This is a genomic window from Pseudomonas sp. 34 E 7 (assembly GCF_900005715.1).
Lineage (GTDB): Bacteria > Pseudomonadota > Gammaproteobacteria > Pseudomonadales > Pseudomonadaceae > Aquipseudomonas > Aquipseudomonas orientalis_A.
Map to the genome: position 1 here is coordinate 26,526 of NZ_CVTX01000145.1, position 26,700 is coordinate 53,225.

General features: G+C 54.9%; 22 protein-coding genes and 1 pseudogene. 8 read left to right on the forward strand and 15 right to left on the reverse strand.

Going from position 1 to position 26,700, the window contains the following annotated elements; translation table 11 throughout:
- From BFP96_RS14705 to BFP96_RS14725, 5 genes are read left to right on the forward strand one after another with little or no spacing between them, the layout of a single operon-like run.
- The gene (locus BFP96_RS14705; RefSeq protein ID WP_065936475.1) at nt 1-1,749 is read left to right on the forward strand and encodes a bifunctional alpha/beta hydrolase/class I SAM-dependent methyltransferase; all 1,749 of its coding nucleotides are present in this window, start codon (nt 1-3) and stop codon (nt 1,747-1,749) included.
- Between the two features lie 2 nt (nt 1,750-1,751).
- Complete coding sequence (locus BFP96_RS14710) at nt 1,752-3,050, forward strand: phosphatase PAP2/dual specificity phosphatase family protein (RefSeq protein WP_065936476.1); 1,299 nt, start codon at nt 1,752-1,754, stop codon at nt 3,048-3,050.
- Entirely contained in the window at nt 3,040-3,483 is a 444-nt protein-coding gene (locus BFP96_RS14715) for a hypothetical protein (protein WP_065894349.1), read from the forward strand. The genes BFP96_RS14710 and BFP96_RS14715 overlap by 11 nt, the downstream gene beginning before the upstream one ends.
- Nucleotides 3,484-3,492: 9 nt before the next feature.
- Nucleotides 3,493-4,113 (forward strand): lysophospholipid acyltransferase family protein, encoded by a 621-nt coding sequence (locus BFP96_RS14720; protein ID WP_065886684.1) that lies wholly within the window; start codon nt 3,493-3,495, stop codon nt 4,111-4,113.
- A 1-nt stretch (nt 4,114) separates the two neighbouring features.
- Complete coding sequence (locus BFP96_RS14725) at nt 4,115-5,047, forward strand: phosphatidate cytidylyltransferase (protein WP_065897798.1); 933 nt, start codon at nt 4,115-4,117, stop codon at nt 5,045-5,047.
- Nucleotides 5,048-5,194: 147 nt separating this feature from the next.
- Here BFP96_RS14725 and BFP96_RS31310 read toward each other — a convergent pair.
- From BFP96_RS31310 to BFP96_RS29205, 8 genes and pseudogenes are all read right to left on the reverse strand, one after another.
- A pseudogene (locus BFP96_RS31310) lies at nt 5,195-5,431 on the reverse strand (hypothetical protein); the annotation flags it as partial.
- A gap of 535 nt (nt 5,432-5,966) precedes the next feature.
- The gene (locus BFP96_RS29200; RefSeq protein ID WP_177343732.1) at nt 5,967-7,241 is read right to left on the reverse strand and encodes a hypothetical protein; all 1,275 of its coding nucleotides are present in this window, start codon (nt 7,239-7,241) and stop codon (nt 5,967-5,969) included.
- Complete coding sequence (locus BFP96_RS14735) at nt 7,228-8,805, reverse strand: AAA family ATPase (RefSeq protein WP_065936478.1); 1,578 nt, start codon at nt 8,803-8,805, stop codon at nt 7,228-7,230. The genes BFP96_RS29200 and BFP96_RS14735 overlap by 14 nt, the downstream gene beginning before the upstream one ends.
- 216 nt (nt 8,806-9,021) lie before the next feature.
- Complete coding sequence (locus BFP96_RS14740; RefSeq protein WP_065936479.1) at nt 9,022-10,011, reverse strand: hypothetical protein; 990 nt, start codon at nt 10,009-10,011, stop codon at nt 9,022-9,024.
- A gap of 15 nt (nt 10,012-10,026) precedes the next feature.
- Nucleotides 10,027-10,254 carry a hypothetical protein gene (locus BFP96_RS14745; protein WP_065936480.1) on the reverse strand — a complete coding sequence of 76 codons (228 nt, stop codon included), beginning with the start codon at nt 10,252-10,254 and terminating at the stop codon, nt 10,027-10,029.
- Nucleotides 10,255-10,639: 385 nt separating this feature from the next.
- Nucleotides 10,640-10,900, reverse strand: coding sequence for a hypothetical protein (locus tag BFP96_RS14750; protein WP_027610296.1), 261 nt, complete (start codon nt 10,898-10,900; stop codon nt 10,640-10,642).
- Nucleotides 10,901-11,307: 407 nt separating this feature from the next.
- On the reverse strand, nt 11,308-12,573 hold the full coding sequence (locus BFP96_RS14755; RefSeq protein ID WP_065936481.1) for an abortive infection family protein: 1,266 nt from the start codon (nt 12,571-12,573) through the stop codon (nt 11,308-11,310).
- Between the two features lie 397 nt (nt 12,574-12,970).
- A complete protein-coding gene (locus tag BFP96_RS29205) occupies nt 12,971-13,168 on the reverse strand; it encodes an SDR family oxidoreductase (RefSeq protein WP_218188738.1) in 198 nt (65 codons plus the stop codon).
- Between the two features lie 668 nt (nt 13,169-13,836).
- Here BFP96_RS29205 and BFP96_RS14760 point away from each other — a divergent pair.
- Nucleotides 13,837-14,433 (forward strand): GNAT family N-acetyltransferase, encoded by a 597-nt coding sequence (locus BFP96_RS14760; protein WP_065936482.1) that lies wholly within the window; start codon nt 13,837-13,839, stop codon nt 14,431-14,433.
- Nucleotides 14,434-14,553: 120 nt separating this feature from the next.
- A complete protein-coding gene (locus BFP96_RS14765) occupies nt 14,554-15,285 on the forward strand; it encodes a hypothetical protein (RefSeq protein WP_065936483.1) in 732 nt (243 codons plus the stop codon).
- 334 nt (nt 15,286-15,619) lie between these two features.
- On the opposite strand, the gene BFP96_RS14770 is transcribed toward BFP96_RS14765, so the two are convergent.
- The gene (locus BFP96_RS14770; RefSeq protein WP_242522231.1) at nt 15,620-15,988 is read right to left on the reverse strand and encodes a hypothetical protein; all 369 of its coding nucleotides are present in this window, start codon (nt 15,986-15,988) and stop codon (nt 15,620-15,622) included.
- 301 nt (nt 15,989-16,289) lie between these two features.
- Between BFP96_RS14770 and BFP96_RS14775 the strand changes: the two genes are divergently transcribed.
- Nucleotides 16,290-17,069, forward strand: coding sequence for a hypothetical protein (locus tag BFP96_RS14775; RefSeq protein ID WP_065936485.1), 780 nt, complete (start codon nt 16,290-16,292; stop codon nt 17,067-17,069).
- A gap of 236 nt (nt 17,070-17,305) precedes the next feature.
- Here BFP96_RS14775 and BFP96_RS14780 read toward each other — a convergent pair whose 3' ends face one another.
- From BFP96_RS14780 to BFP96_RS14805, 6 genes are all read right to left on the reverse strand, one after another.
- Nucleotides 17,306-19,024: a UvrD-helicase domain-containing protein gene (locus BFP96_RS14780; RefSeq protein WP_065936486.1), complete on the reverse strand. Its 1,719-nt coding sequence runs from the start codon at nt 19,022-19,024 to the stop codon at nt 17,306-17,308.
- The gene (locus BFP96_RS14785) at nt 19,021-20,916 is read right to left on the reverse strand and encodes an ATP-dependent nuclease (protein ID WP_065936487.1); all 1,896 of its coding nucleotides are present in this window, start codon (nt 20,914-20,916) and stop codon (nt 19,021-19,023) included. The genes BFP96_RS14780 and BFP96_RS14785 overlap by 4 nt, the downstream gene beginning before the upstream one ends.
- Before the next feature lie 1,006 nt (nt 20,917-21,922).
- Complete coding sequence (glmS, locus tag BFP96_RS14790) at nt 21,923-23,755, reverse strand: glutamine--fructose-6-phosphate transaminase (isomerizing) (protein WP_065936488.1); 1,833 nt, start codon at nt 23,753-23,755, stop codon at nt 21,923-21,925.
- Between the two features lie 10 nt (nt 23,756-23,765).
- Nucleotides 23,766-24,533, reverse strand: a complete 768-nt coding sequence (locus tag BFP96_RS14795) for a DeoR/GlpR family DNA-binding transcription regulator (RefSeq protein WP_065886690.1) — start codon at nt 24,531-24,533, stop codon at nt 23,766-23,768.
- 228 nt (nt 24,534-24,761) lie between these two features.
- Complete coding sequence (glmU, locus tag BFP96_RS14800; protein WP_065894357.1) at nt 24,762-26,129, reverse strand: bifunctional UDP-N-acetylglucosamine diphosphorylase/glucosamine-1-phosphate N-acetyltransferase GlmU; 1,368 nt, start codon at nt 26,127-26,129, stop codon at nt 24,762-24,764.
- A gap of 123 nt (nt 26,130-26,252) precedes the next feature.
- Nucleotides 26,253-26,669, reverse strand: a complete 417-nt coding sequence (locus BFP96_RS14805; RefSeq protein ID WP_003195825.1) for a F0F1 ATP synthase subunit epsilon — start codon at nt 26,667-26,669, stop codon at nt 26,253-26,255.
- Between the last annotated feature and the right edge of the window lie 31 nt (nt 26,670-26,700).

The window sequence follows — 26,700 nt, forward strand, 5'->3', positions numbered from 1 at the left end:
ATGCGCGAACAGCAACAGCACACCTTCAGCACCCATGATGGCGTCGAGCTTTTTTACCGGCACTGGCCGGCTACGGCAGACGCCGGGCCGCGCAAGGCCATTGTGTTGTTCCATCGCGGTCATGAGCACTCAGGTCGAATCGCGCACCTGGTGGACGAACTGGGCCTGCCCGACTTTGACTTCTTCGCCTGGGACGCCCGTGGCCACGGCCAATCCCCCGGCGAGCGCGGTGACAGCCCCAGCTTTGCCACCAGCGCCCGCGACGTACAAACCTTCTGCGACCACATAGGCGCCGCCTACGGTATCGACGAGGAAAACCTCGCCGTTGTCGCCCAAAGCGTCGGCGCGGTGATCGCGGCCACCTGGGTGCATGACTACGCACCCAGGATCCGCGCCCTGGTACTCGCCTCCCCTGCCTTCAAGGTCAAGCTGTACGTGCCTTTCGCCCGCCCGGGCCTGGCACTGATGCGCAAGTTTCGCGGCAACTTTTTCGTCAACAGCTACGTCAAGGCCAAGTTCCTCAGCCATGACCCGCAGCGCGTGGCGTCCTACGACAGCGATCCACTGATCACCAAGGCCATTTCGGTGAACGTGCTGCTGGGCCTGTACGAAGCGGCCGACCGGGTTGTAGCCGACGCCCAGGCCATTCAAGTGCCGACCCAATTGCTGATCTCCGGCTCCGACTTCGTGGTGCACCGCAAACCCCAGCAGCAGTTTTTCGAGCGTCTGGGCAGCCTGAAAAAAGAGCTGCATGTGCTGCCCGGTTTCTTCCACGACACCCTCGGTGAACGTGACCGCGCCACGGCCGTTAACAGCGCCAGGCGCTTTATCCTGCAAAACTTCACGCAACCGCTGGACCGCGCCAGCCTGCTGGACGCCGACAAACTGGGCGCCACCTGCGCCGAATCCGAAGCGCTTGCCGCACCGCTGCCGCGCAATTCCCTGCGCGATCTGTACTGGCGCATGACGCGCGCCAGCATGGGCCTGGGCAAGAACCTGTCCGACGGGGTGAAACTGGGCTTCGACACCGGCTTCGATTCCGGCAGCACCCTGGATTATGTGTACCGCAACACGCCCACCGGCAAAGGCGCGCTGGGGCGGATGATCGACACCAACTACCTGAACTCCATCGGCTGGCGCGGTATTCGTCAACGCAAGCTGAATGTCGAAGAGCTGCTGCGCCTGGCCATGGCCCGGTTGCGGGCGGACGAGCGCGACGTGCGCATCGTCGATATCGCCGCCGGCCACGGGCGTTACATCCTGGAAGCGTTGCAGGGTGTAGCGCCGCTGCCGGAATCGATCCTGCTGCGCGACTACAGCGACATCAACGTGCGCGACGGCAGTGCGCTGATCCGTGAAAAAGGCCTGGGAGACATTGCCCAGTTCATCAAAGGCGATGCGTTTGACCGGGCGAGCCTGGCGGCGCTGGCGCCCAAGCCGACGTTGGCGGTGGTGTCCGGGTTATATGAGTTGTTTGCCGATAACGCGATGGTCGGCGGTTCGTTGGCGGGCCTCGCCGAAGCGGTGGAGCCCGGCGGGTATCTGGTCTACACCGGCCAACCGTGGCACCCGCAGTTGGAACTGATCGCCCGCGCCTTGACCAGCCACCGCCAGGGCCAGGCCTGGGTGATGCGTCGGCGCAGCCAGGCGGAAATGGACCAACTGGTGGAGGCTGCGGGCTTTCGCAAGATCACTCAGCGTGTGGATGAATGGGGCATTTTCACCGTGTCCCTGGCGCAGAAGATCTGAGCATGCGCGAACCCGGCTTATTCAAACCAGCGCTTCTCTGGCTGCTGCTGTTGGCACCGCTGTTTTTCAGCACCTACGGCCTCGCCACCTGGGTCACCACCCAACGCAACGATGTGGGCACGCTGGTGTTCGGCTGGGAAACCCACATGCCGTTCTGGGCCTGGACCATCGTGCCTTATTGGTCCATCGACCTGCTCTACGGTTTCTCCCTGTTGCTGCCGAGCACCCGCCACGAACTCAGGCAACATGCCCTGCGCCTGCTGACGGCACAGGTGATTGCCGTCAGTTGCTTCCTGATCTGGCCGCTGCGCTTCACCTTCGAACGACCGGAACTGGATGGCGTGTTCGGCTGGTTGTTTGCGGTGCTGGCGGGCTTCGACAAACCCTTCAACCAGGCGCCTTCACTGCATATCGCGCTGCTGGTGATCCTGTGGGTGGTGTACCAGCGGCATACCCAGGGTTTCTGGCGATGGGCAGTGCACGGCTGGTTTGCACTGATCGGTATTTCCGTACTGACCACTTATCAACATCACTTTATCGACTTACCCACAGGCGCCCTCGCCGGCTGGTTGTGCGTGTGGCTCTGGCCGCTGGAACATCCCAACCCTCTGCGCAATGCCCGACTGACACGCGACCCTAAACGCGGTTGGCTGGGTGCGCGCTACGCCCTTGGCGCGCTGGCGCTGATGCTGCTCGCGCTGGCCTTGGGCGGTTGGGGGTTATGGCTGCTGTGGCCGGCAGTATCGCTGGGTTTGGTCGCGACCAACTACTGGCTGCTGGGTGCCGAGGGCTTTCAGAAACGCAGCGATGGCCAGCTGACCTCAGCCGCGCGTTGGCTGTATGCGCCTTACCTGGCGGCTGCCTGGATCAATTCGCGGCTGTGGACACGTGGTCATCCACAGCCTGAACCGATTGTGGATAACGTCTGGCTCGGCCGGATTCCAGCGGCCGGCGAGAAACAGCCATTCAAGGCCATCGTCGATCTCTGTGCCGAACTGCCGATTGATCCACAGGGACGCCGTTATCAATGCATCCCGGTTCTGGACTTGATTGCGCCAACCTCCGCCGAATGCCTGCAAGCCGCCCAGGCCATCGAACGCTTGCGCTTGGACGGGCCACTGCTGGTGTGCTGCGCCCTGGGCTACTCGCGCAGTGCGACGGCCATCGCTGCCTGGCTGTTGCACAGCGGGCGCGCGGCGACGATCGATCAGGCGCTGGCTATTATTCGTACAGCACGAACCCGTGTGGTCCTGCATCCTGCACATCGCTTGGCTTTGGAGGGTTTGCCCCATGCTCGCTGACATGGAACTGCACGTAGTTGCCAGCCTGCTGCGGCGTGGCCGTTCGCTGGACCAGTTATCCACAGGCCTGACAGTGGTCGGTGTGCTGTTCGGTCTGGCCCAGTTGCTGATGGCGAGCGTTTCGACGATCTGCCTGGTGCTGGCCTTGTGGATGATCATCCTGGGGCTTCTACAGAAATACTGGGCGCTGCGCGTCGCGTTCGACGCCGATTTGTTCGCCCTGCTGGCCCGCGACACCCAGCGCACCGCCGACCTTGACCAAGCCCTGCAAACCCTTGGCCTGCAATCGGCCGAGCGCGCCGGCAGACCCTGGACCGAACGCCGTCGTGGTGCGCTCAAATTGCTGCGCAAACAGGCCTGGCTGCTTGGCGCGCAAGTGCTGCTGACCCTGGGCGTAATACTTGCCAGCCCTTGGCTACCTTTCGCCGGATAAGGAGTTCCCATGTTCGAACCCGTGGTCGCCACACTGATTACCTCCATGGCCCGCACCGTCACGGGCGCTCGCAGCCTGTGGCTGGGTTGCGCGCCGGTGCCGGTGCAACGCATTTATTTCGCCAATCACAGCAGCCACGGCGACTTCGTGCTGGTATGGGCGTCGCTGCCGCAGAACTTGCGCAAATTCACCCGCCCTGTGGCCGGCAGCGACTACTGGAATAAAAGCGCGCTGCGCCGCTACATCATCAACCGCGTGTTCAACGGCGTACTGATTGATCGCGAGCGCAAGGACCCTGTGGATAACCCGCTGCAACCAATGCTCGCCGCGCTGGAAGGTGGCGACTCGCTGATCATCTTTCCTGAAGGTACGCGCAATCTGGAAGACGGCCTGCTGCCGTTCAAAAGCGGCTTGTATCACTTGGCAAACAGTTACCCACAGGCCGAGTTGATCCCGGTGTGGATAGCCAACCTCAACCGCGTGATGCCCAAGGGGCGTGTCCTGCCATTGCCGCTGTTATGCACAACCAGCTTCGGCGCTCCCCTGCAATTGGAAGAAGGCGAAGACAAAACCGCGTTCCTTGCCCGCACCCGCGACGCCCTGCTCGCCCTCGCCCCGGAGCACTCCTGAGATGGATAGCCAAACCCTGATGTTATTCGGCGGGATCGGCGCGATCCTGGTCACCGCCTCGCTGATCGGCCTGATCCTCAAGCTGCGCACCCGTGGCAACCCCAATGCGGTGATCGACAACCTCAACGCGCGCATCAACGCCTGGTGGGTGATGGTGGTCGTCATCGGTATCGCCTTCTGGCTCGGCACCGGCGCGGTGATCCTGCTGTTCTACGCGGTGTCGTTCTACGCCCTGCGCGAATTCCTCACCCTCACGCCGACCCGGCGCAGCGACTACCCGGCCCTGGTAGCGGCGTTCTACCTGGCCCTGCCGCTGCAGTACGTGCTGATCTACGCCGATTGGTACGGACTGTTCTCGATCTTCATCCCGGTCTACGTATTCCTGCTGCTGCCGATCCTCGCCTCCCTGGGCGGCGACAGTACCCACTTCCTGGAGCGCGCATCGAAGGTGCAATGGGGCCTGATGATCGCAGTGTTCTGCGTGTCATTCGTCCCGGCGCTGCTGACGCTGGACATCCCCGGCTATGAAGGCCGTAACCTGCTGCTGATCGCCTACCTGGTGATCGTGGTGCAACTGTCCGACGTGCTGCAGTACGTGTGCGGCAAGCTGTTCGGCAAACACAAGATCGCGCCCAACCTCTCGCCGTCGAAAACCGTGGAAGGTTTTGTCGGCGGGATCCTGCTGTCATCCCTGATTGGCGCGGCGCTGTGGTGGGCCACACCGTTCAATCCCTGGCAGTCATTCCTGATCGCGCTGCTGATCAACTTGCTGGGCTTTGCCGGTGGGATTGTGATGTCGGCGATCAAGCGCGATCGCGGGGTGAAGGACTGGGGACACATGATCGAAGGGCACGGCGGCATGCTGGATAGGCTGGACTCGGTGTGCTTTGCGGCGCCGATCTTCTTCCACCTGGTGCGTTACTGGTGGACCTGACCTACCCCTTTCTCAAAACCAATGAAGATCAAACTGTGGGAGGGGGCTTGCCCCCGATGGCGGAGTATCAGTCACCTATGAATTGGCTGAACCACTGCATCGGGGGCAAGCCCCCTCCCACCTTGGTTCTGTGTGCTTTCAAGATCGTCAGGCCGTGATCTCGATATAACTCGATTCCCCGCCTCCTGTTGCTCCCGACAACCAACCCCATATAAAACTCAACGTCGTGCGCCCGGCGTGATCAACGCCAATCGTGCCACGTGACCAGCCAGCAAGCAGTTCCCCTTCCAGGGTCAGACACTGATACAGCAGCTCGATGGTATCTGGACCGGTCACCCGTCCGACTTGAGTGCCCAGGCGAATCCGGCCGCCCTGATAAGTTGATCGTTCCCACGCTCCGCGTGGGAACGCCGCCCGGGACGCTCCGCGTCCTGCTTTCAGCGCGCAAAATCCGGCACCTGTGCATTGGTGACGCGGAGCGTCACGGGATGCATTCCCACGCGGAGCGGGGGAACGATCATTCACGGAACGTAAAAAGGGGCTGTCGAAACAGCCCCTTGGTTTTAGAGAATTAAAACTGTCGCAGAGCCACCTGAAAAAAGGGGGCTGCAGCCAATCTCTGAGAAAGCGCAAAACTGTCGCAAGCGGCCAAAACAACAGTTCAGACACAAGCTCTAGAGAATTAAAACTGTCGCCACCATGTAGGACAAGCCTTTCAGCGGCTTGACCATCTTTTACCGCCCGGCGACCTCAGCAACCTGATCGTATCGGGCTGATGAACATACCATGCCCAAGTCATGTAGTTTCGCGTGATGCTAGTTCGGCAAATTAGCTTCAATTCCGCGCAATAGATGGTGGAATATTCCGATACGAAACCGATGGGTGTTTGCTCACCGGCCCCTTCCTTTAATCAGCAGAGCTACTGGCATGCCGGACAGCTTTCCCACCCTGAGTCATGACACTCGTCACAGTGACTATGGCCCTCCTCATCGTTCGCTCCGCTGGAACCATGACACTGTCGACACCTGACCTCTTCCGACCCACCGCAAGTCAGGCAGTCGTCTTCGGACAAAAGGCCTGTACCTTGGCAAGGATCACAAAGAACAGTTCCCTGACCATCACAATAGTTACAGGCGTCTGCGTTGACCCCACCCTCACCTTCGCACCGGTTGCAATCGCGTGACTTCTCAGCATCCGGATCGTACCAACAACCATCTCCGCCGCAATCAGGACAAGTAACCCCCGCCCGACCTCCTTGGCAGTTCGGGCAACTGGTGTAGCCATCATCACAATGTGGGCAAGCAATAAGACACGACACATCAACTCTCCCCCTTGGGCAATAATGCGCGATGAGAGCTTGATACATTCCTATCTTCCAATGATTCACAAATGGAGCGGTAGCCTCACCCACATCTAAGATCGTTTCCCTAATATCTTGCTCAGACAATCCTTTATCACGCATGCGATCCATTTGCGCCAATATCGTTATCGCATTCTTACCCGCAATAGACCTGTACCTTCCACCGATATTGAAGTCGACAAAATGTTTGGTTGCTCTCGCCTTGTCTACAGCCTCCCAATGGACAGGGGGCTTTACTATAAAATCAAAAACACCAGGTTTTTCCGCGTTTCCTGGTCTAAAACTGGCAAATATCCATTGTTCAGTAAAAAAGCAGTCTTTATCGGTATATGGCTGAATTATTTGAGATTCGGCATCCACGGCAAATGCAGTAGCTTTAGCATCCATATTACAGTCCCTGCATGAGGGCACTAAATTGCTTGGCAAAATCGCAAACTGCGGAAAATTAAATTTTGGCAAGAAATGATCTAAATTTCTAGGAGTGCCAAGTCCACCGCAAAAAGGACAGTCATCAAGAGCAGCGGCTAATAGATAGTCGTATATTTCCCTTGCTGGTTTAGAGCCCGGAACCAAATATTGCTCATAAACTTTAACCAGATCCGACTTTTTCAACAGTCCAATTACAACTGGATCCGGGCCCGCCTTCAAATCGATTGGCGCAATTGTATATAGGTTTCCATTTTTTGATCTCTGCTCGTACTGTAAAGCAGCGGCTAGAAGTTCTGCTTTAGCTCCTTCCACTCCGGCTCTTAATACAGCATTTCCAGTTACACCCTCTATGCAACGGTCGATTACATATTCAGGATTATACTTTTCACAATTAAGACGCATCATGGGCGCGCTCCTGATCTCTTGTTTCCACTAAAGACCTAAGCAGTGCCCTCCCCTCCAAACCAAGCTGACCACTATACTCACTGATTATTTCCTCATATTTCTTCCCACTTCTAACAGATGCAGCCAACAAATCATGAAATCCTGAGCGATCAACCTCCAAGTTGAAAACCTCACTAGTGATGACACCAACGTTCTCTCCAAATGTTTCGATTTTAGGTCGGCCAGTCACAGAAGCCTTACCCACTCTATTTATCACCCATGCACACGACTTAGGTATTTCTTGCAAGACTACCGGTGAGTGTGTAGCGATAATAGCGACACCATTTCGGTCGTGAAGAAGATCTGCTAATGCTCGAACAAAAGCTGACAATAGTGGAGGGTGCAGGTGGCTTTCTGGCTCGTCTAAAAGAACAAGCGTTTTTTCTTCGACTAAAGCAACTAGTCGGGTTATTGTCAACAAAACAACAGAATGCCCTGAACTCATTTTTTCTAGATATGGCAAAGCTTTGCGATAATAATTATCGTAGAAAGTTTGCGAGTCCGCCTGGCTTGTTCCACTTAATTCTTCTTTAATAGCACGAAATACAGATTCTAGCTGATGAAGGCCCATCCTAGAGAAATTTTCATCTGATCCAAGTTTTTCTATAGCTTTTAGCCAGCTATCTACTTTCCCAGGAGCACCAAAACATGCGACCAGCGATTTTATACAGTCTCCGCGCAACTCTTGCAGAGTTTTCAGGCTATCATCTATTCCCACTTTTTTAAGGCCAACATAAAAATAACACGTACCTTTTGCAGGGTCCGGTTGGTCAGCAGGCGGAGTGAATGGGTCGAACACACTGAACGAAACAGACACCAAGCTACTAAAATAGTCGGAGGCAATAGGAGACCCAGATTTATCTAGAAAAAAACCTTGGTTCTTTTTGTTATTAACTGATTCAATCATTCCATTGAGTAAAGTTGTCTTACCTACACCATTACGACCGATGATCGCGTGCACATTGGTGTTTGGCTTGACGTCGACAGAAACGTCAAACGACATTGTTATGCTGCCCACATCCAAGTCTTCAGGTCGTCTATATTGAAAGGCGTATTCGGTAAGCTCTGCTTTACCCCATAAAATACGCGCAAACTGGCCTTTCACCACAGAAAGGCTGTGATATCTCAATAAAGAAGTCCCAAACACATCCTCGCCAGTAATTTCCTGAATAATTTCTGGCTGGACCACTATATCGCGTAGCGCTGTTAGCACAGTCCGCCTGGTATCGCGATTAAGCTTGGCCATAGCTTTATAGAAATCAACGCTATTACCAAGTGAAAAATATTTTTTATCTAGCTCAGTGAAGCTTTTATCCAGTGTAGAAAACGTAGAAACGCTTGTGGTTTGTCCTTTGAATGCTATTTTAATGCTACCGACGATTACATAATTCCCATTAGCATCATGCAATGACATATCAAACATTGTCACATATGAGTAATCATTCCAGTTATCCTTTTTTAGATAGACGGTATTTCTACCTAACTGCGGCACCGTCGCGTCAACGGTCAACACCTTAAATTCCATTTTCAGCACCTACTTTCTAGAGAATTTACTATGGATAGCGATCCGGGCTTTACAAACTTAAATCGCAACCACTCTAATTCAGATGACAACCGGACGCTTCGATAAATTTTTAGCGCCGCCAATGTGACCACGCCCCGCTTGTGCTAGCGGGGACTCCTCGCCTGTTTTATTGCTTGGTCGCTGATCTGTCGACTGTCTGCGTTAATTGATAGCCCTTTACTCGGCTTGCTGTATGTTCTGAACTATTTTGAAAAACTCATCGTAATCTGAGAAGCTGCAGAAACCAGCCTGTTCGCCACGAGTCGAGATGGATATCAGTGGAGGTACTCCTGAGTCGATGTCCGCCAATACACCCTCAATGAAGCTACTGACAATACTGATTTGGTTGTAATAAACCTCACCAGTATCATGTTCAGAAGGCTTTTTTTTAGGTTCTTTCAGGAAGTTTTTTAAAATGGCTATTCCGGCGGTTGGGTTATTTGAAAAGAGTTTTAGTATGCCTTTAAAGTAATTGGCGCTTGATGCATGTGTTGCCTCTGCGAGCTCATTTAACATGCTTTCAAGTGGATCAGCTTGGATTTGGAACATGTTTTTCAGATTGGTTATCTGAAAGATAGACATATAGGCAATATCGAAACCACCATCGGCAGATATTATCAAGCAACGTAGAGAGTCGATGTGATTTCCCTTGGCCGCAAGGTGCAATGCCATTTCGTAGCACGCCCCGAGATGACCTCTGTTGTGAGCCATCGATAACCAGAGTAGGCAATCATCATTCCGGCCCCCCCCAAGCGAGGCTCCGATCCGATACATGGCGCTGATATGCCCGTTAGACGCCGCTTTAGTTAACTCATAGCTTTCGGCATCAGATAGCTGATGCTGCGCAAGCATAATGGGTATACAGGCGTCATTTATTCTTTTCTTGAGCAATTCGATTAACTTATCCCAGTTAAGCCTAAAATCACTTAGCGAGCAGTCGTTGAGGTACTGTTTCGCTGATGAACGAGGCCTGCGTGGTTGGGCGTTGTACTCAGCCCTCTTTTCTGTCTTGTAGATCGCTACTGTTTTTTCAGTCGGAAGTATAATGTCATCTGTATGTACCTCACGAAGTGCTTCCGAGGCTTTTCCGTGAAGGTGCTGAAACCAGCTTCCGATCCTGATTTCATACGTTACGTTATTATGTGTGATAGCTGTCATTTTCTTCATCACGGCTGTCCTTGCTTAATCATGTGCTCGATTAAGATAAGCTCGCGCCGCGAAGAGAGCCTGGTCCCAAGACATATTTGGGTGACTCTCCATATAGTCCACTGCAATATTGAGAAGTAAGCGCTCGGCGCCAAGCGGACCAGACTCCAGCATTTTTTGCTCGCGATCAAGGCGTGCAAGTGCACGTCCCTTCTTCTTGCGAAATTCGGGAATAGGGAGAAGAGAAGGTAATATTTCTGACATAACTGCCTCCAGAGTAAGAGGCGGTTTCGCGAATGCAAAGATCCACCTCTCACTATTTAAAATTAGCGAGAAAGAGAATCCGTAACTTGCTTTCGCCGGCCACGAATAAAGCCGTATCGAAAACTTAGCTAAAAAGCACAGAAAGGTCAACCACAAAAACAGACTTGGTGGAAAAAGTGCATAGCCTCCAGGGTGTGTACGGATGCGGAGCCCTTCTTAGTCGGAGGAGCCTCAGGCCAGTTAGAGAGGTTTGCCGGCAAAGTGGTCGAATGGTGGGCGCGCTGGGCGTCAGCGGGATGGGTATGAAGGCCAGGGAAGGCTGATTGATCGCCTGTCGTGCTTCTTGAGCCAAGGAACAAGTAAAGCAAACGACAATGACTGCACATTAGTCGAAAGGATTCAGCTCGAAGCGCCGATCGCGCACTGCAATCTTGAGCTCCCGCTTGACAGTCCTGACATCATCCAGCGAACAGTCTCCGGCTGAGCTCGCAAGATCTAGGCTTTCAAGGCATTTGCTGGCCGCTTCCTCGATTTTGAGATCTCCGCCAGCGCGAGCTAGACGTTCCTTGGTACTCTCGAGAATTGTATTGGCTGCATCTCCAAGCAAAACAAGATCAACACATTCGTGAATGGATCGGCCAATCATAGGTGCCTCATTTGTATTGATTTCCCACAATTTTAGCGGCTAGCTCTGGCAACGTCGAATGCCGATGATTAGCGGCTGCCAGCATTAAGCTTCGACCAGCGTGCACCGAAGCCCAACCCTGAATCCAGTGCGGCTGGTTTTTGAGAACTAAAACTGTCGCAAGAAGGCCCAGTTTCATTGGGCGCGCGCCTACCTCTTGAGAGCACGCAAAGCTGTCGAAGCCAACACTGACGCTGCTTTGAGCAGTTTTTAAAGTGTAGTGGTCAACTAATTTAGGACATCGCGTTAAGTTTTTTCTCGGCCACAGCGGGCGCCAGCCCGCAGGGGTATATAGCAGCATCTGACTGGAAGCGAGCCGGTCGAGGCTATGCCCATCGGGTCCATCAAACAACGGATCTGCCAAGCTCTTACCTCTGCGGCTCGGAAGCTTCTCGGTATCGATGCGTTTCCGATACGAAATCGATAAATGCCACTGCTGCGGCAACCGCAAGCCGAGCATGCCTGGGCTGCAGCCCGCGATGTTGGCCGTCCTTGCCATGTCCGGTACCGTACAAACCTCTCAACTGCGTGAGATTGCTGGTCAACTGAGTGAGGTTGCGGAGGATATTTTTGATGTTTTCAGCGCCCTTAGCTGCTTCACTGACTCCGTCGGGAACCAGCTGCAATGCTTTGGTAACCTTCTTTGTCAGATTGCCTAGGTCATCGGCCTTGGTGAACGGAATTTCTCGTTTCGTGAGAATGGACTTGCAGCAGCTTTCCACCAGTTCTTTGGCTGTCCCGATCGCCAATTCGGGGTCTGAATCGACGGCATATTCCAGACGTTCAATTTGCTTCGCCATCCATCCAGCGCTCAGCGCCTCGACAACAACTCTCGCTCGCATGACCGACCTAGTTGCGTTCGCTTCTGTCGAAGGGCTGCTTATCAAACGGTAGGAAAAGCGTGGGCGGCCGGCGATTTGCTGCTCCTGATACAACTCCCAGCCGGCGTTCTGGAGTTGATCGTTGAAATGCTCAACGAGCTTAATCGCTTCTTCTCGTTGGGGGCGAACTACGGGGTGCACCGTTTCGCAGAGAAACCGGAGAAATGCCTCAGCACTCCCATCGAAGAGGTTGAATCGGGAGTCGCTGAAGACCCAGTCATCCTCCCAGTCATCGTTGTTATAGCGATGTTGCCAAATGTCGCCGACGGCGTCTTTGTAGCGACTGTCCGTGGAAGGAAGGGTTTCAAGCTCATACAGCCGACTCAGAAACTCAACATCGTTGAGCTCCCCATACCACTTCACGTTCTCAAGACGTAGGCCATCCGTGATGTTTTGCCGCACCGATTTCGGTAGGTTGGAAGACTTCCCGGAGCGCCAATCCACATGATACTCACGTGCAGGCACGATCAGCGCTGAGTACGCGTCGCTTTGCTCGTGCTCGGTTACCGTCCTCAGCGCGGTTGTGATCCTTTCCTGGAGCTGGACCCGTTTGACCCCGAGTTTGGCGTACTCCAAAGCAGGAATGATGAAGTGGATTTCCCAATAGTTGGTTCCGCCATTCCAGTTGTCGCTGCCTGTCAGTTCCGCATTCGCAGGATGACCGCGGACTACCTCCGCCGCCTCATCAGCACCCTCTGCGCGGAGAACCGCGTATACCGTCGCCAAAAGCGGCTCAATTTCGGTTTGCTCCATACGGCCCCCCAATCCAGATAACTGAGAGTCATCGTAGCTAGCTGGACGGGCCATCTGCTATCAAAAACTAGATACGTTGGTGAAAAAGCTAAACCCGAGGCATGCCCAGCAAACCAGGGGCCATTCACATGCCTTTCACTTTTCAGCCCTTTCCCTACTTGGGTTCCTCATTCCTTTAACCTGCAAGCGTGCCTTTCCCTTCACCCGAGCTCAACCTGTCTTTACAGGACGAGTCTGTAAGACTGGTAGTCGCTGCTATCCAGGCTTGCGTTGTTCAACCAGCTTGAGCAGTCGGCACATCTGTGTGGCCTACGGCGAAATTTGGTCCTCGCCCAGCGGGCGTGTATCAGCTTCCCGCAAGTCCCAGGTGATGCGGTTTGTAGCAGGCTGACACGGATCAAACAATGCTGGCGCCGCCGTCCACCAGCACAGTCGAGGAAGGCGTACTAGCTAGATAGGCGATAGCGTTGGTAACGTCTTCCGGTTGCCCAACACGCCGCGTCGGCAAGCGCGCAGCAGCGCCTTCGTACATAGATTGACGGGCTTCTTCCGACAACTTCGACCACAGCGGCGTGGCGATCAGCCCCGGGGACACGGTATTGACCCGCCCCTGTGACAAGGGCTTCCGGCGCGGCGTTGATTGCGCCTTGAGGGGCGACTGCGTAAGTTCGCAGGCATGCCCATATTTATGCGCACGCATCCGGTTATGGAGGAAACCCAAAACTGTCGCAGCCAGAAACGACCCGGCTTTGACTTATTTTCCAGAGCACCGGCGGCTAATCTGCCGCCGGGCCCTAGAGTCATCGACGAAGGATGAAGTAGGCAACGAGACCGATGGTCATCAACCAGACATGGGTTGAACCGTCGACCGGGGTGTCACCTGAGAAAAGGATCATGGTTTGCATGGGCCGATTCTCCTGCCAGGGGAAGGGTCATAGCCGAAATTAACTAGTGATTGTCCTGACTTCGTATTTAGTGGTGTTGATCATCAAGTTGACAGATCTAGACAAAAAACTTGCCTCACTACCGGCTGAATATCAGCACTCCCAGGCCATCTAAGCTCTTAATAACCAGGCATTCCTGATTTCAACTCGAGTACATAAGCAAGGGCGCCGCGAGCTATCCAAGCCGCAACATGTTGGATGATTTGTCGGATGACAAACTCTCACAGTAGCAGGTACGCTCGGCGCTCTACCCTAGGACAACTGGTATCGTCCATGCGAAAACAAGCAGGCTATCCAGTCAAAGCAGGAGCACTTATCCATGCTAGACACCACTCTTTCTGATCAACAACTGATCGACACCTTCCTTCCCCAGATCTTGGAAAACGAAGCCAAAGGCGTGCTTCAGGATCTGCTCGCTCAGCCCACTCTAGCCATGCAGTTTCTTTTCTTTTCAGAAGAGGCAACCCGAAAGGCCATCAAGCATGTAGTGGGAATTTTTGACGAGTGCTACCGAGCAGGGCAACTGAAGGTTGCCATGAGCCATGAAAATGGCTGCCTCTACGGCTATGCGTTGCTGTTCGTTCATCCAGACCCAAACGTTCCACGCTATTGTCACAAAATCTTTGTTTTCCCAGATTTTCGCGGCCACGGTATTGGCTCACAGATTCTCAATGCGCTGATCGACGATCCGCGCGATACCGCCCTGTTGTGCGGCTATGACCTGATAGATTTTTACGAGAATGCTGGGCTTGAGCAAAAAGGCGCATTCGCGGCTCCTGGGAAGCAGCAAGGATTTGCACTAACTCAAGGTATGTACGCAGACCTGGTTGTGATGGGCACACGAGGAGCAAGTGTGGCGGCAGGTGTATTCATGCTCAACGATGACGACGTAAAGGCGCTCTTGGATTGCGCGTGACTCACCTAAGCCAGCCTGGAAAAAAGCGCTACCCCGTGCGATGCATGAACTGCTGATCAAAGCAGGCATCAGAGAGCCTCCAAACGTAACACTCGTGCCAATGAGAGATTGCTGAACCTAATGAAATACATCCTGTTTTTCGTCGCTGCCGCATCGACTTTGTGGCAGCTGAGTTTTCAATACCATTCCTGGTGGAATTTTTTTCTGCTGTCAGCGATATCCGTCTCATGGATTCTCGGCACGGTATACACCTATGACTGTATTCAAGCTTTGACTGGACGAAGCTCCCCCTATTACAGGGAGTTTTATGGTGAGCTGAATAAAGATTTCTGTATAGCACTACTTAGCGGCTTATCACTTACATTCATTATAAACATCTCTTCGGCGGACTACAGCCTGTCAAGCATTGACATAGCTTTTGCTGGATTCCCATTTTTATTGTTAAGCGTGTACGACAGCTTTGCGTTGCAAAAACGAAAGATCGTCGGTGTCCGGCTTCCTAAGGCCATGACGCGTTCCATGATTGGACTTCAGCTTTTCATCATAGGCGTATTTAACTATTACCTGATACAGATTAACTCCGGTGCATTCGCGCCCGCAGAATCCCTGTGGATTCAGATAACGCTCTTATTGACGGCCCTGTGTGTTTGTGTGTTTTCACACCAGATGGTTTTCATTCTTACAAAGCAGAGAATGGAGATCTCTCCTGCGATACTTGGACTATTTGAAAGTATTAAAATGAGCAGAGGCGTTTATAGGCAGGCTGGCGAAATGGCAGAACAATGGAATAAAATTGTATTTGATAAAAAGCTAGAGCAGCGTAAGAAAAAGGCTAAAAAGCACAAGCACTGAAAAATTCGGTTCGGGCTGCTGTACGCCTACCAAGCAATGGCCGTAGCCACTGGCCTGCTTCTAACGGGTACTAGCCAACCGCTTTGGTCCAAACTCCGCTCCCGAGTAAATTCTGTTTAGCAGATGCCACTGGGAATGGACCGATTCGCGAGGGTATTCAGCGATACCCCTAATCCAAGACGGAAGACCGTATCTGTTGATACAGGACCCGAAATCAGTCGGCCATACGACAGTCGCATGAAGCGGAGGGCGTTGGCTCCCAGTACACGAAGTGGAGCATCTTCGCTTAACCCACCAGGCTATGACGAGATGTTTGCTGGGTTACGGGGGCAGTTTAAAACGGGATGTCGAAATCATGCCGCCAAGAAGCGCGTGACATCTCTTCCTGGGGGGCACGCCCACCCCAAGGAATCGGTGGCCCTCCTGGGATTACCTTTGCCTTATCCAAGACAACTGCGAACTCCACCACACCTTCTTTGGCCAGCAAGCCGAGCAGCGCTTCGAACGTCTTGAAGACACGATCTCCACCTCGTTGCCGCTGCAAAATTTGAACGCCCTCAGGTGTAGCAACCTCCAAAACGAAGTGGCCTTCAGAAACCCGACGAGCGTAAGGAACCGCTTTGGGTGCTCTCAGCCTTTCCCTCAAATCCAGCTCTACAAACCCAGCCATAAGCCACCAATCAGTTTCCAGATATTGATTCACTTTAGCATTTTTGATGACTGTTTTTTGCCTTTAAGGAGGTGTGAGATTAACTAATCAAAAATGCGTCAAACCCACGTATTTAGCGGGCTTGCTTGCAATTTTACGATAATGGATCATCTAGATGCTGTTGTGGGGTGGATGTGAAATGGCTCCTGAATTGGTTTTGGAGCGCATCACCATGGATTCAATCAGCAGCATTTTCTCGGCCGCACTCACAGCGGATCCTCTCAACTTGGCACTGTGTGCCGTGATTACCCTTTCGGTGGCTGTCGTCGCCGTCGTATGGAAGCGGAGCTGATTTATGAGCACTACCGACAAGCCTGATTTTGCTCGTCTCCCTATCAAGTGGATTCAAAGCGGTGGTGTCGCCGTGTTCGATAGCCGCTTAGGAAATGGAGAACGTTGCCTGCTGGAACAAAACACAAGCCTTGGCGCGCTGAGACTTTTCATCAGCTTGTGCATGCTTGCGGACTACTACACAGGGCAGCTGAAAACGACATACCCAAAATTGATTGCTCTATCTGGGTTGTCGAGGCCGATCGTTGCTCGATCACTCAAGCGCCTTGTCGAGGTTGGGCTGCTTGAAAAATACAACAAGCCTATATGCGAGGGAACTGTATTGCAGATGGCCGGATGGGAGGAGAGCTTCCATGGAAAGCTACCCAAGTCCAGGCTATATGATGGAAGTAAGACTCAGCTGCTCGTGCTGCACCAGTTTGAATTCAGCGCTTTGAGTTTATATTCGTTGAAGGTGTTTCTTGTGATCTGCGCGTTCAGAAACAAAAACAATTTTAACATCGCTACCATCAACTACTCGACCATCTCCAGATTGGCCGGCGTGCCCATACATCAGATCCCAGGTTCGTTGAATCGTCTGTATCACTTAGAGCTAATTTCCTACAAGCAGGCAGACTATTACGAACCCGGGAACACCGAACAAGATCGGACAAATCGTTATCTTGTCCGCGGTCTAGGCGATAAATGGCCAGCCTTTAACCCTGAGAAGATGGCTGGTAAGGCCGGTAAGCTGAGTAAGGCGAAGGTCGCGGCAGCAAATGAATTCGTTGCCATCAAACCCTGAACTCGTCGAGCACCCAGTGTGATCACCAGGCGATAGATACGACGCGTTACTCGTGGAAAGCCACGCTCTCGGAGACTGGGAACGACCAAGACCATCTCATTGGCGGCACCCTTCCCATCTGGACGCTATGGCCCTCGTCGAAGTAACAGCCACAGCACGTGCGCGTATTCGTTGAGTGCCCTACATGAGGGTTTATGCGAATGATGCCCATCTGAGCAATGCCGCTTGATCCTGGGCTACTTGCGGGCAGGAACCTCTTGAAAACCAGCGGCAATCAGATTCGGGCGAAGTGCTTTCAAGCAAGTATGTGGCACGGCCAGCCAGAACAGGTTCCGCGCTCTGGTCACAGCGACATAGCCGATGCGACCTTCCTCGGTAAGGGTGCCGGCAAGCAAGGCGTCAACGTTCGGCTTTTTGGTTACGTACAGAACCGCACCGATAGACTCGCCCTTCACCTGGTGGATGGTTTCCACTCTAATCCCGGGGCCCCGATCTTTCTCCTCTACCGCACCAGTTAGGGGAAGATCCAACAACCCGGTTTTAGCCAGCTTGTTGCCCAGTCTGTCTGCAGCCTTCAACCCAAATTGCCCTTCGGTGGTCGAGAGAAGCTTTTTGAGATTGGTCAGTAATTGGGGATGCCACTCGGTTTTAGCCAAAAGCGTAGATGAAGGTAGCCCGGCCTCAGCGTCGCGGATGAACCCCCACAGCAGTCGTCTAAGCCCAAGCATCCATGCATCCTGCGGGGCACCCTGAAGGTGAGTGCTGAGGCCATGCGGTGGCTTATCCATCAAACCCTCCACCGCTCGGCACACAAGCTTGAAGCAGTCTTGATAGCGGCCTTGCTGGTCTCGGACCAATGCTGCTTTGGTGAAAAGAGCGACCGTACCTTGACCTGGGGGAGCAGCTTTGCCGGATAGCACTGCCGCCCGGTCAGTCCCCCGGCTGAGGATCACCGCATCTTGATATTGCATGCCCAAGTCATCAATTTGCGCTTTGAATGATTCAAAAAGCTTGGGAAGCTCGGAGTCCTTGTACCCGACGAAGTACGCCCCCCCGTTTTCAGGCTCCCGATCGGCCTCATCCTCGCGGCCACAGAGTGAATTAGCGATGCTGATGATTGGAGGCAGTGAACGATAATTGCGCGAGAGCTTGTAGTCATTCACCCCCGCACGGTTGTAATAGGTGCCCAGGAATGAACCGTCAGCTCCTGCGAAACCGTAAATGCCCTGGTTTACGTCACCGATGAGCGAGACTTGAACTCCAGCCTTGATGAGCAATTCCAAAATAGCCTGATGCAAGGTGCCCAGATCCTGGGACTCATCAACCAAAATCTGCGGGTAGCGGGCGGCAAGCGCTCGCAAGACTGCTGGTTGCCCGACCAACGTACGGTACACCCAATACCGGCCAAGCTCGTGCGTGTAGGCCCCAATGCGGCCCAGACGCCTGATCGCATCTAATGCCTTAGCGGTATCGAGCTTCACCAAATCATCGAGGGTGCCGGTAAAGAAGTAGAAGTTCCCATGCTCCAGCCCCACTTTGACGTCCTTGATGTGGGTCGGACGTCCTTCCTCAGGCCAGTATTTAAAGTTTGCTAGGAACGGCTCGGTACCGGATACAAGGTACGCAGCTTGGTCTGAGGACATTGTTCGATAAGCGTGGGGACGCAGCACATGCTGGGTGAAGAAGCCGTCTAGCGTGTCCACTTCCACGCGTTTGCGGTTTGCATCATCTGGAAGGTCTGAAGCGAGCTGGGCGTAGCCTTTGTTGAAGGTATTGACCGCAACATTCGAGAACGACAAAAGTACAACCCGACCCCGACTATTTTCCATTTTTTGCCGGACGGCAATCAGCCGCCTGATCGCCGTGGACGTCTTGCCGCTACCGGCGCAGGCTGTAACAGCGATAGGTCCAAGAGGCGCATTGATTATTTCCTTCTGCTCATCGGAGAGCTTCATGGCTTGATCGCTCCCTGACAGACATGCTCAATCGCCTTGCGAAGATAGTCAGGTACTTCACACGTTGGCGTGCTGGAAATCTGTTCAGCCAAAGCCTGGGCAAACCGGCCCTTCTGCAGGTTACCGCTACTCGCTTTACGCTCGAACATACCGCAAAACAGCGCTTTCGCCTTCGCAGTGTTGTCTGGCTGAGCATCGACGATCTTGCGTAGCGCTGCCGAAATGATCGGATGAGGGTCTGCCAAAGCCTTGAGCATCGGGTCGCGGTTCGCCTCAAGCAATGCAAGGTCGTATTCCAGCGTTTTCAAACCGTGGAACACTTTGACGAAAGCGTCTTCCGATTTCTTCATCTTGACGGTGTTGCTCGACAGCCTCACTTCGTCTCCCAGCGACGGGTAGACTTCTTTCCGTTTTAGCTTCTTCTTTTTCTTCGCAGGCTCAGCCAACGGATCATCCGCGTCAGGACCGTCGGCGACAGGGGCATCCATTTCTTCGAGATACGCAGCCTCGGCGAGAATGTCTTCGATGTCACCTGCATCCAGCGCACCTTCCGCAAGCCCGTTGGCCTCTTCCTCCTCGAAAGGATCGGCGTCGGTTACGACGGCAACCGGGATCCGAAGTCCGTTTTCACCGAACAAGGGTAGGAAAGAATCGAAATTGAGTCCTTCGACACTGATCAGACTGATCCCGAACTTTCGCAGGTCCAGCCCCATGAGCGTGGCCAGAGCATCGACGAGCATGAGCTCGGCGGCGCCTTCCACGAATATTACCCGGCGAGCAAAAAAAAGTTCGGCTCGGGTCACGTCCAGATAGCGCTCCAGCTTTTCGCGTTTGCCCTTACCGAACTTGATGTCGCGCGGGAAGAAGGTCTCTACGCCGGCATCGTTCTCAACCAAACACACCAGGGATTCGAGCTTAGAGTTGCTGGCAAAATTGGGGGAGTGACTGGTGACGAACAGCTGCACCGCCTTTTCACCTTCGCTCGTTGGCACGCCTGCGAGGTAGCGCAACAACACGCGCTGCAGCTGAGGATGCAAATGGGCTTCCGGCTCTTCAACAATCAAGCTGCGATACGCGGCGTCCGGATTCTTGGCCAGCTCGCTTAGCACTACCGCCATGAAAATCAGGTTGTTGAAACCCAGGCCATTCTGCTCAATTTCCATTGCTTGAGCCGTGAGGGAAAGCCGAGCAGATAACCGCTGAAAGTCCGTCGCGCTAAGCCCAACAGAGAGTGTCTGTGCCAATTGATCACCCATCATCAGGCCGTGTCGGGACGAAATCGCGGTATGGGTGTTCTGGATCGCTTCGGTCTGTTGGAGCTTTTCGTCCAGTTCCTTCAATGCTTGGTTAATCGCGTCACGGCCTGGTTCATCCGTGAGCATGTGAAGCAGGCGTGCCAGCTGGCTGTTGCGGCTGGGTCGAAGTCCCTGAGCGGCATCCCGCAGGGGTTGGAGATAAACGCCCCTGAGGTTTTCCATCATGTCTGAGGTAAGGACCACGTCCTGATGATCGCCACACCAACGCTTCACCCTGAAGCGTCCTGTCTGATCTGCGTCGGTATAGCGGACATGGATATGGGCTTCCATGGTCTTATCAGCAGCAGGCTTGAGCGCAGCGATAAAGTCCGCTTCATCATCGTGACTTAAATCACGAAAGACAAAATGGAAGCTGATGTCGCCAGCCGGCTCGCCTTCAAGCGGACGGTGCCGGTCGGCGATATCAAGGCGGGGATACGGTTCGTCATGACCGGCGAGAAGGGTCCGAAGCGCATCCACTACAGCGCTTTTGCCAACATTGTTTGGACCTACCAGCACATTCAACCCAGGCTGAAATTTCAGCTTGGCGTCACGTAGCTTGCGGAAATTCTTAATAGTCAGCTCAGCGAGGTACATAAAAGTCTCCACCTTGTTGTTCGGATGAAAGCCTATATGAGCTGAAGTGCGCAATAGGGTTTCCTCTCTCCGACTTCGAAGGTCCGCTATTGATGAAGGCGATCGTGCCTTCAGGTGCGAAAAATGGATGCATCCCTACCTCGCCATGCCCCTCTTCCCACACCCTATACCCTGCAGCACGGCGAGCACACTGAGTACGCCGAGCACATTCAGCACATCAGAGCACCGAAAAACAAAAATAAAAATATGAAATTCAGCACGTTATAAATATTTTCTGCGCGATATCGCGCAATTCGAATATCTGAACTAGCCTCATATAAGGAATTTGAGGGGCCTGTATCGTTCATTCACGTGCGTAGAAATGCGCGATATGATATGAGCGTGTAATGACGGTTTGTCATCGTCAACAGATGCCCGGAAACTGGACCTAACAGAAAACGGATAAGCGCATACAGTTATTCGAGAATGAATACGTTTCCAATATGAATACCCTCGCACATGAGAGTCTTCTTTGGCGCACAATGGGCAATAGGAGCGTGTTTCTGAGAAGTTATCAAAGCAGTAGGACTTGGATACAAACTCAGACGCCGAGTACGAGAAGCTGCTCTTTGACTTTAAGACACCATGAACAGGGTAGTCGGTATGCGAATGCACTAACTTGTTAAATCCGTAACAACCATGCCACCCGAACATATTAGCGATGGAGATTACTTGTTTACTACGCCAGCGGCAGTAGCGGAATTCCGGTGCCCTAAAAATCTCTAAAGCAGGACTGTGCGGTTGTAAGAATAGATTTCGCTCCACATACGAACGGAGCGATTCATCGGGTTGGATTCGCAACAGCATGGAGCGGCCCGTTGGGGGTATAGGAAGGGGGGTAACAAGCGAAGGGCCGGGGGCATCGCAGGAGACGAGAGGACAGACCTCACCGGCTCTTGCGACAGTTTTAATTCTCCCGCGACAGTTTTAATTCTCTAAAACCACCCTTTCGGTACGCCAGTGAGGCTTATTCCACCGTCACCGACTTCGCCAGGTTGCGCGGCTGGTCAACGTCGGTGCCCTTGAGCACGGCGACGTAGTACGACAGCAACTGGAGCGGAATGGTGTAGAGGATCGGCGACAGGGTGTCGTGGATGTGCGGCATGTTGATCACGTGAGTGCCTTCACCGTTGGTCATGCCGGCCTTCTCGTCGGCAAACACAATCAGTTGGCCGCCACGGGCGCGTACTTCCTGCAGGTTGGATTTGAGCTTTTCCAGCAGTTCGTTGTTCGGCGCCACGGTGACAACCGGCATGTCGTCATCCACCAGGGCCAGTGGGCCGTGCTTCAGCTCGCCGGCCGGGTAGGCTTCGGCGTGGATGTACGAAATTTCCTTGAGTTTCAGCGAACCTTCCATGGCCACAGGGTATTGCGCGCCACGGCCGAGGAACAGGGTGTGGTTCTTGTCGGCGAACAGTTCGGCGACTTTTTCCACGGTGCCGTCCATGGCCAGGGCTTCGCCCAGGCGGGTCGGCAGGCGGCGCAGCTCTTCTACCAGGGTGGCCTCAACGCCTTCGGCGAGGGTGCCGCGTACTTGACCGAGGGACAGGGTCAGCAGCAACAGGCCGACCAGTTGGGTGGTGAAGGCTTTGGTCGAGGCGACGCCGATTTCGCGACCGGCCTGGGTCAGCAGGGTCAGGTCCGATTCACGCACCAGGGAGCTGATGCTGACGTTGCAGATCGCCAGGCTGCCGAGGAAGCCCAGCTCCTTGGCGTTGCGCAGGGCGGCCAGGGTGTCGGCGGTTTCGCCGGACTGGGAGATGGTCACGAACAGGGTGTCGGGCTGCACCACCACTTTGCGGTAGCGGAACTCGCTGGCAACTTCGACCTGGCACGGGATGCCGGCCAGTTCTTCGAGCCAGTAACGCGCAACCATGCCGGCGTGGTAGCTGGTGCCGCAGGCGACGATTTGCACGTTGCGCACTTTGGCGAACAGCTCGGCGGCTTGTGGGCCGAAGGCGTTGACCAGCACCTGGTTCTGGCTCAGGCGACCTTCGAGGGTGCGCTGTACCACGGAAGGCTGCTCGTGGATTTCCTTGAGCATGAAGTGGCGGAATTCGCCTTTGTCGGCGGCTTCGGCACCGTCGCGGTATTGCACGGCTTCGCGCTCGACGGACTGACCGTTGACGTCCCAGATCTGCACGCTTTCACGGCGGATGTCAGCGATATCGCCTTCTTCCAGGTACATGAAGCGGTCGGTGACCTGGCGCAGGGCGAGTTGGTCGGAGGCGAGGAAGTTCTCGCCCAGGCCCAGGCCGATCACCAGTGGGCTGCCACTGCGCGCGGCAACCAGGCGGTCCGGCTGGCTGGCGCTGATCACGGCCAGGCCGTAGGCGCCATGCAGTTCCTTGACCGTGGCCTTGAGGGCGGTGGTCAGGTCGCTGTGGTCCTTGAGCTTGTGGTTGAGCAGGTGGGCGATGACTTCGGTATCGGTGTCCGAGGTAAATACATAGCCCAGGCCCTTGAGTTGTTCGCGCAGCACTTCGTGGTTTTCGATGATGCCGTTGTGCACCACGGCCAGGTCACCCGAGAAATGCGGGTGAGCGTTGCGCTCGCACGGCGCACCGTGGGTGGCCCAGCGGGTGTGGGCGATGCCCAGGCGGCCTGCCAGTGGCTCACCGGCCAGGGCCTGGTCCAACTCGCTGACTTTACCCGGACGGCGCATACGCTCCAGCTTGCCGGCGTTGGTGAAGACCGCCACACCGGCGCTGTCATAGCCACGGTATTCCAGGCGCTTGAGGCCTTCGATCAGGATGGCCGTTACGTTACGTTCGGCGACTGCGCCAACAATTCCACACATGGTATTTCTCCTAGATGACTGCCGCGCATATCAGCGTAATGCCGCGGGCTTGGATCTGGTCGCGGGCCTCGAGCGGCAGGCGATCATCGGTGATAAGGGTATGGACACTGCTCCAGGGCAGTTCCAGGTTGGGAATCTTGCGGCCGATCTTGTCGGATTCGACCATCACCACGACCTCACGGGCGACCTCGGCCATGACGCGGCTCAGGCCCAGCAATTCGTTGAAGGTGGTGGTACCGCGCTGCAAATCGATGCCGTCGGCGCCGATGAACAGTTGATCAAAATCGTAGGAACGCAGCACCTGCTCGGCGACCTGGCCCTGGAACGAGTCCGAATGCGGATCCCAGGTGCCGCCGGTCATGAGCAGCACTGGTTCATGCTCCAGCTCGCTCAAGGCGCGGGCCACGTTCAGGGAGTTGGTCATGACCACCAGGCCGGGTTGATGGCCCAGTTCGGGGATCATCGCGGCGGTGGTGCTGCCGCTGTCGATGATGATCCGCGCGTGTTCACGCAGGCGCACCACGGCGGCACGGGCAATCGCGCGCTTGTAAGCCGAGACCGGCTGGGCCGCGTCGCCCACGAGTTCTTGAGGCATGGTGATTGCGCCACCGTAGCGGCGCAGGAGCAGGCCATTACTTTCGAGTGCGGCCAAGTCCTTGCGGATGGTCACTTCCGATGTTTCGAAACGCTTGGCCAATTCGTCCACGCTGACTTCGCCCTGTTCATTGAGCAAGGTCAGGATGTTGTGGCGACGTTGGGGGGTATTTCGTTTCGACATGGGAGTGATAAGTTTCGTTTCGAAAGATAACGAAGGCAATCAAAACCTATTGGCGAAAGATCGTCAAGCGTTGGCAATCATTATTTTTGAAATAACGCAGGCAAATGTGGGAGGGGGCTTGCCCCCGATAGCGGTTTATCCGTCAGCCCTTTATTGACTGACCCACCGCTATCGGGGGCAAGCCCCCTCCCACATTGGAGTTTTGTTGCTGCCAAGGGTGTGGATAGATCAGGTCTTCTTGATTTTGACCGGGCGTTTCCAGCCGTCGATGTTGCGCTGGCGCGCACGGGCCACGGCCAGTTGCGACTTATCCACGTCCTGGTTGATGGTTGAGCCCGCTGCGGTGTTGGAACCATCACCGATGGTTACAGGAGCAACCAGCGAGTTGTTGGAGCCGATGAATACGTCTTCACCAATCGTCGTCTGGTATTTGTTGGCGCCGTCGTAGTTGCAGGTAATTGCACCGGCGCCAATGTTGCTGCGAGCACCGATTACCGCATCACCGAGGTAAGCCAGGTGGCCGGCCTTCGCCTCGTCGCCCATTTTCGCGTTTTTCAGCTCGACGAAATTGCCGACGTGCGCCCGCGCGCCCATCACCGTTCCCGGACGCAACCGTGCAAACGGCCCGGCATCGCTGCCCTCGCCCATCACCGCACCGTCGATATGGCTGTTGGCCTTGACCACCACGCCTTTGCGCAAGGTGCTGTCCTTGATCACACAGTTAGGACCGATCACCACGTCGTCTTCGATGATCACGCGGCCTTCGAGGATCACGTTGATATCGATCAACACGTCGCGGCCCACCGTCACTTCGCCACGCACATCGAAACGCGCCGGGTCACGCAGGGTGACGCCCTGGGCCATCAGGCGGCGGCCTTCGCGCAGTTGGTAGTGGCGCTCCAGCTCTGCCAGCTGCTTGCGGTCGTTGGCGCCCTGCACTTCCATCGGGTCGTGGGGCTGTTCGGTGGCGACCACCAGCCCGTCACTGACCGCCATCTCGATAACGTCGGTGAGGTAGTACTCGCCTTGGGCGTTGTTGTTGGACAGGCGGCTCATCCAGTCGCCCAGCTTATCGGCCGGCACGGCGAGAATGCCGGTATTGCCTTCAGTGATGGCGCGCTGGGCTTCGCTGGCGTCCTTGTGCTCGACGATCGCGGCGACCTTACCGTCGGCGTTGCGCACGATGCGTCCGTAGCCGGTGGGGTCGTCCAGCTCAACGGTGAGCAGGCCCATCTGGCCCGGCACCACATGCTTGAGCAGGCGTTGCAGGGTTTCCACTTCGATCAGCGGCACGTCACCGTAGAGAATCAGCACGGTGTCAGCGGTAATGAACGGCACGGCTTGCGCAGTGGCGTGGCCGGTGCCCAGTTGCTTGTCCTGCAATACGAAATTCAAGTCGTCTGCGGCCAGGCGCTCACGTACCACATCGGCACCGTGCCCGATGACGACGTGAATGCGTTGCGGATCCAACTGCCGGGCGCTGTGGATAACATGACCGAGCATGGAATTGCCTGCGACCGGGTGCAGCACCTTGGGCAGGGCTGAACGCATGCGGGTGCCCTGGCCTGCGGCGAGAATTACGATTTCAAGAGACATGAATGGCTACCAATCCTGGGCGGTCCGGCTTCAGACCAGAGAAGTGTTTTGCAAAAAAAGAAAAAGGGTAGCCGAGGCTACCCTTTTTAATCAATCACGCGTGAAGCGTAACGGCAAAGCCGCTTACTTCTTGCGGATCTGCTGGAGCGTACGCAGCTGCGCTGCAGCTTCGGCCAGACGGACTGCAGCAGCGCTGTAGTCGAAGTCTGCGCCTTTTTCGTTCAGCGCCTTCTCGGCAGCCTTGACGGCTTCCTGAGCGGAGGCTTCATCCAGGTCGCCGGCACGTTGCACAGTGTCGGCAAGTACCTTGACCATGTTCGGCTGAACCTCGAGGAAACCACCGGAGATGTAAAACACCTCACGTTCCCCGCCTTGCTTGGTCAGCGTGATCGGACCTGGCTTCAAGCTGGTAATCAGCGGAGCGTGACCCATGGCGATACCAAGATCACCCAGGTCACCGTGCGCTGTTACAAACTCGACCAGACCGGAGAAGATTTCCCCTTCCGCGCTGACGATATCGCAATGGACTGTCATAGCCATCTGATTGCCTCAACCTGATGAGCGCCCGTTT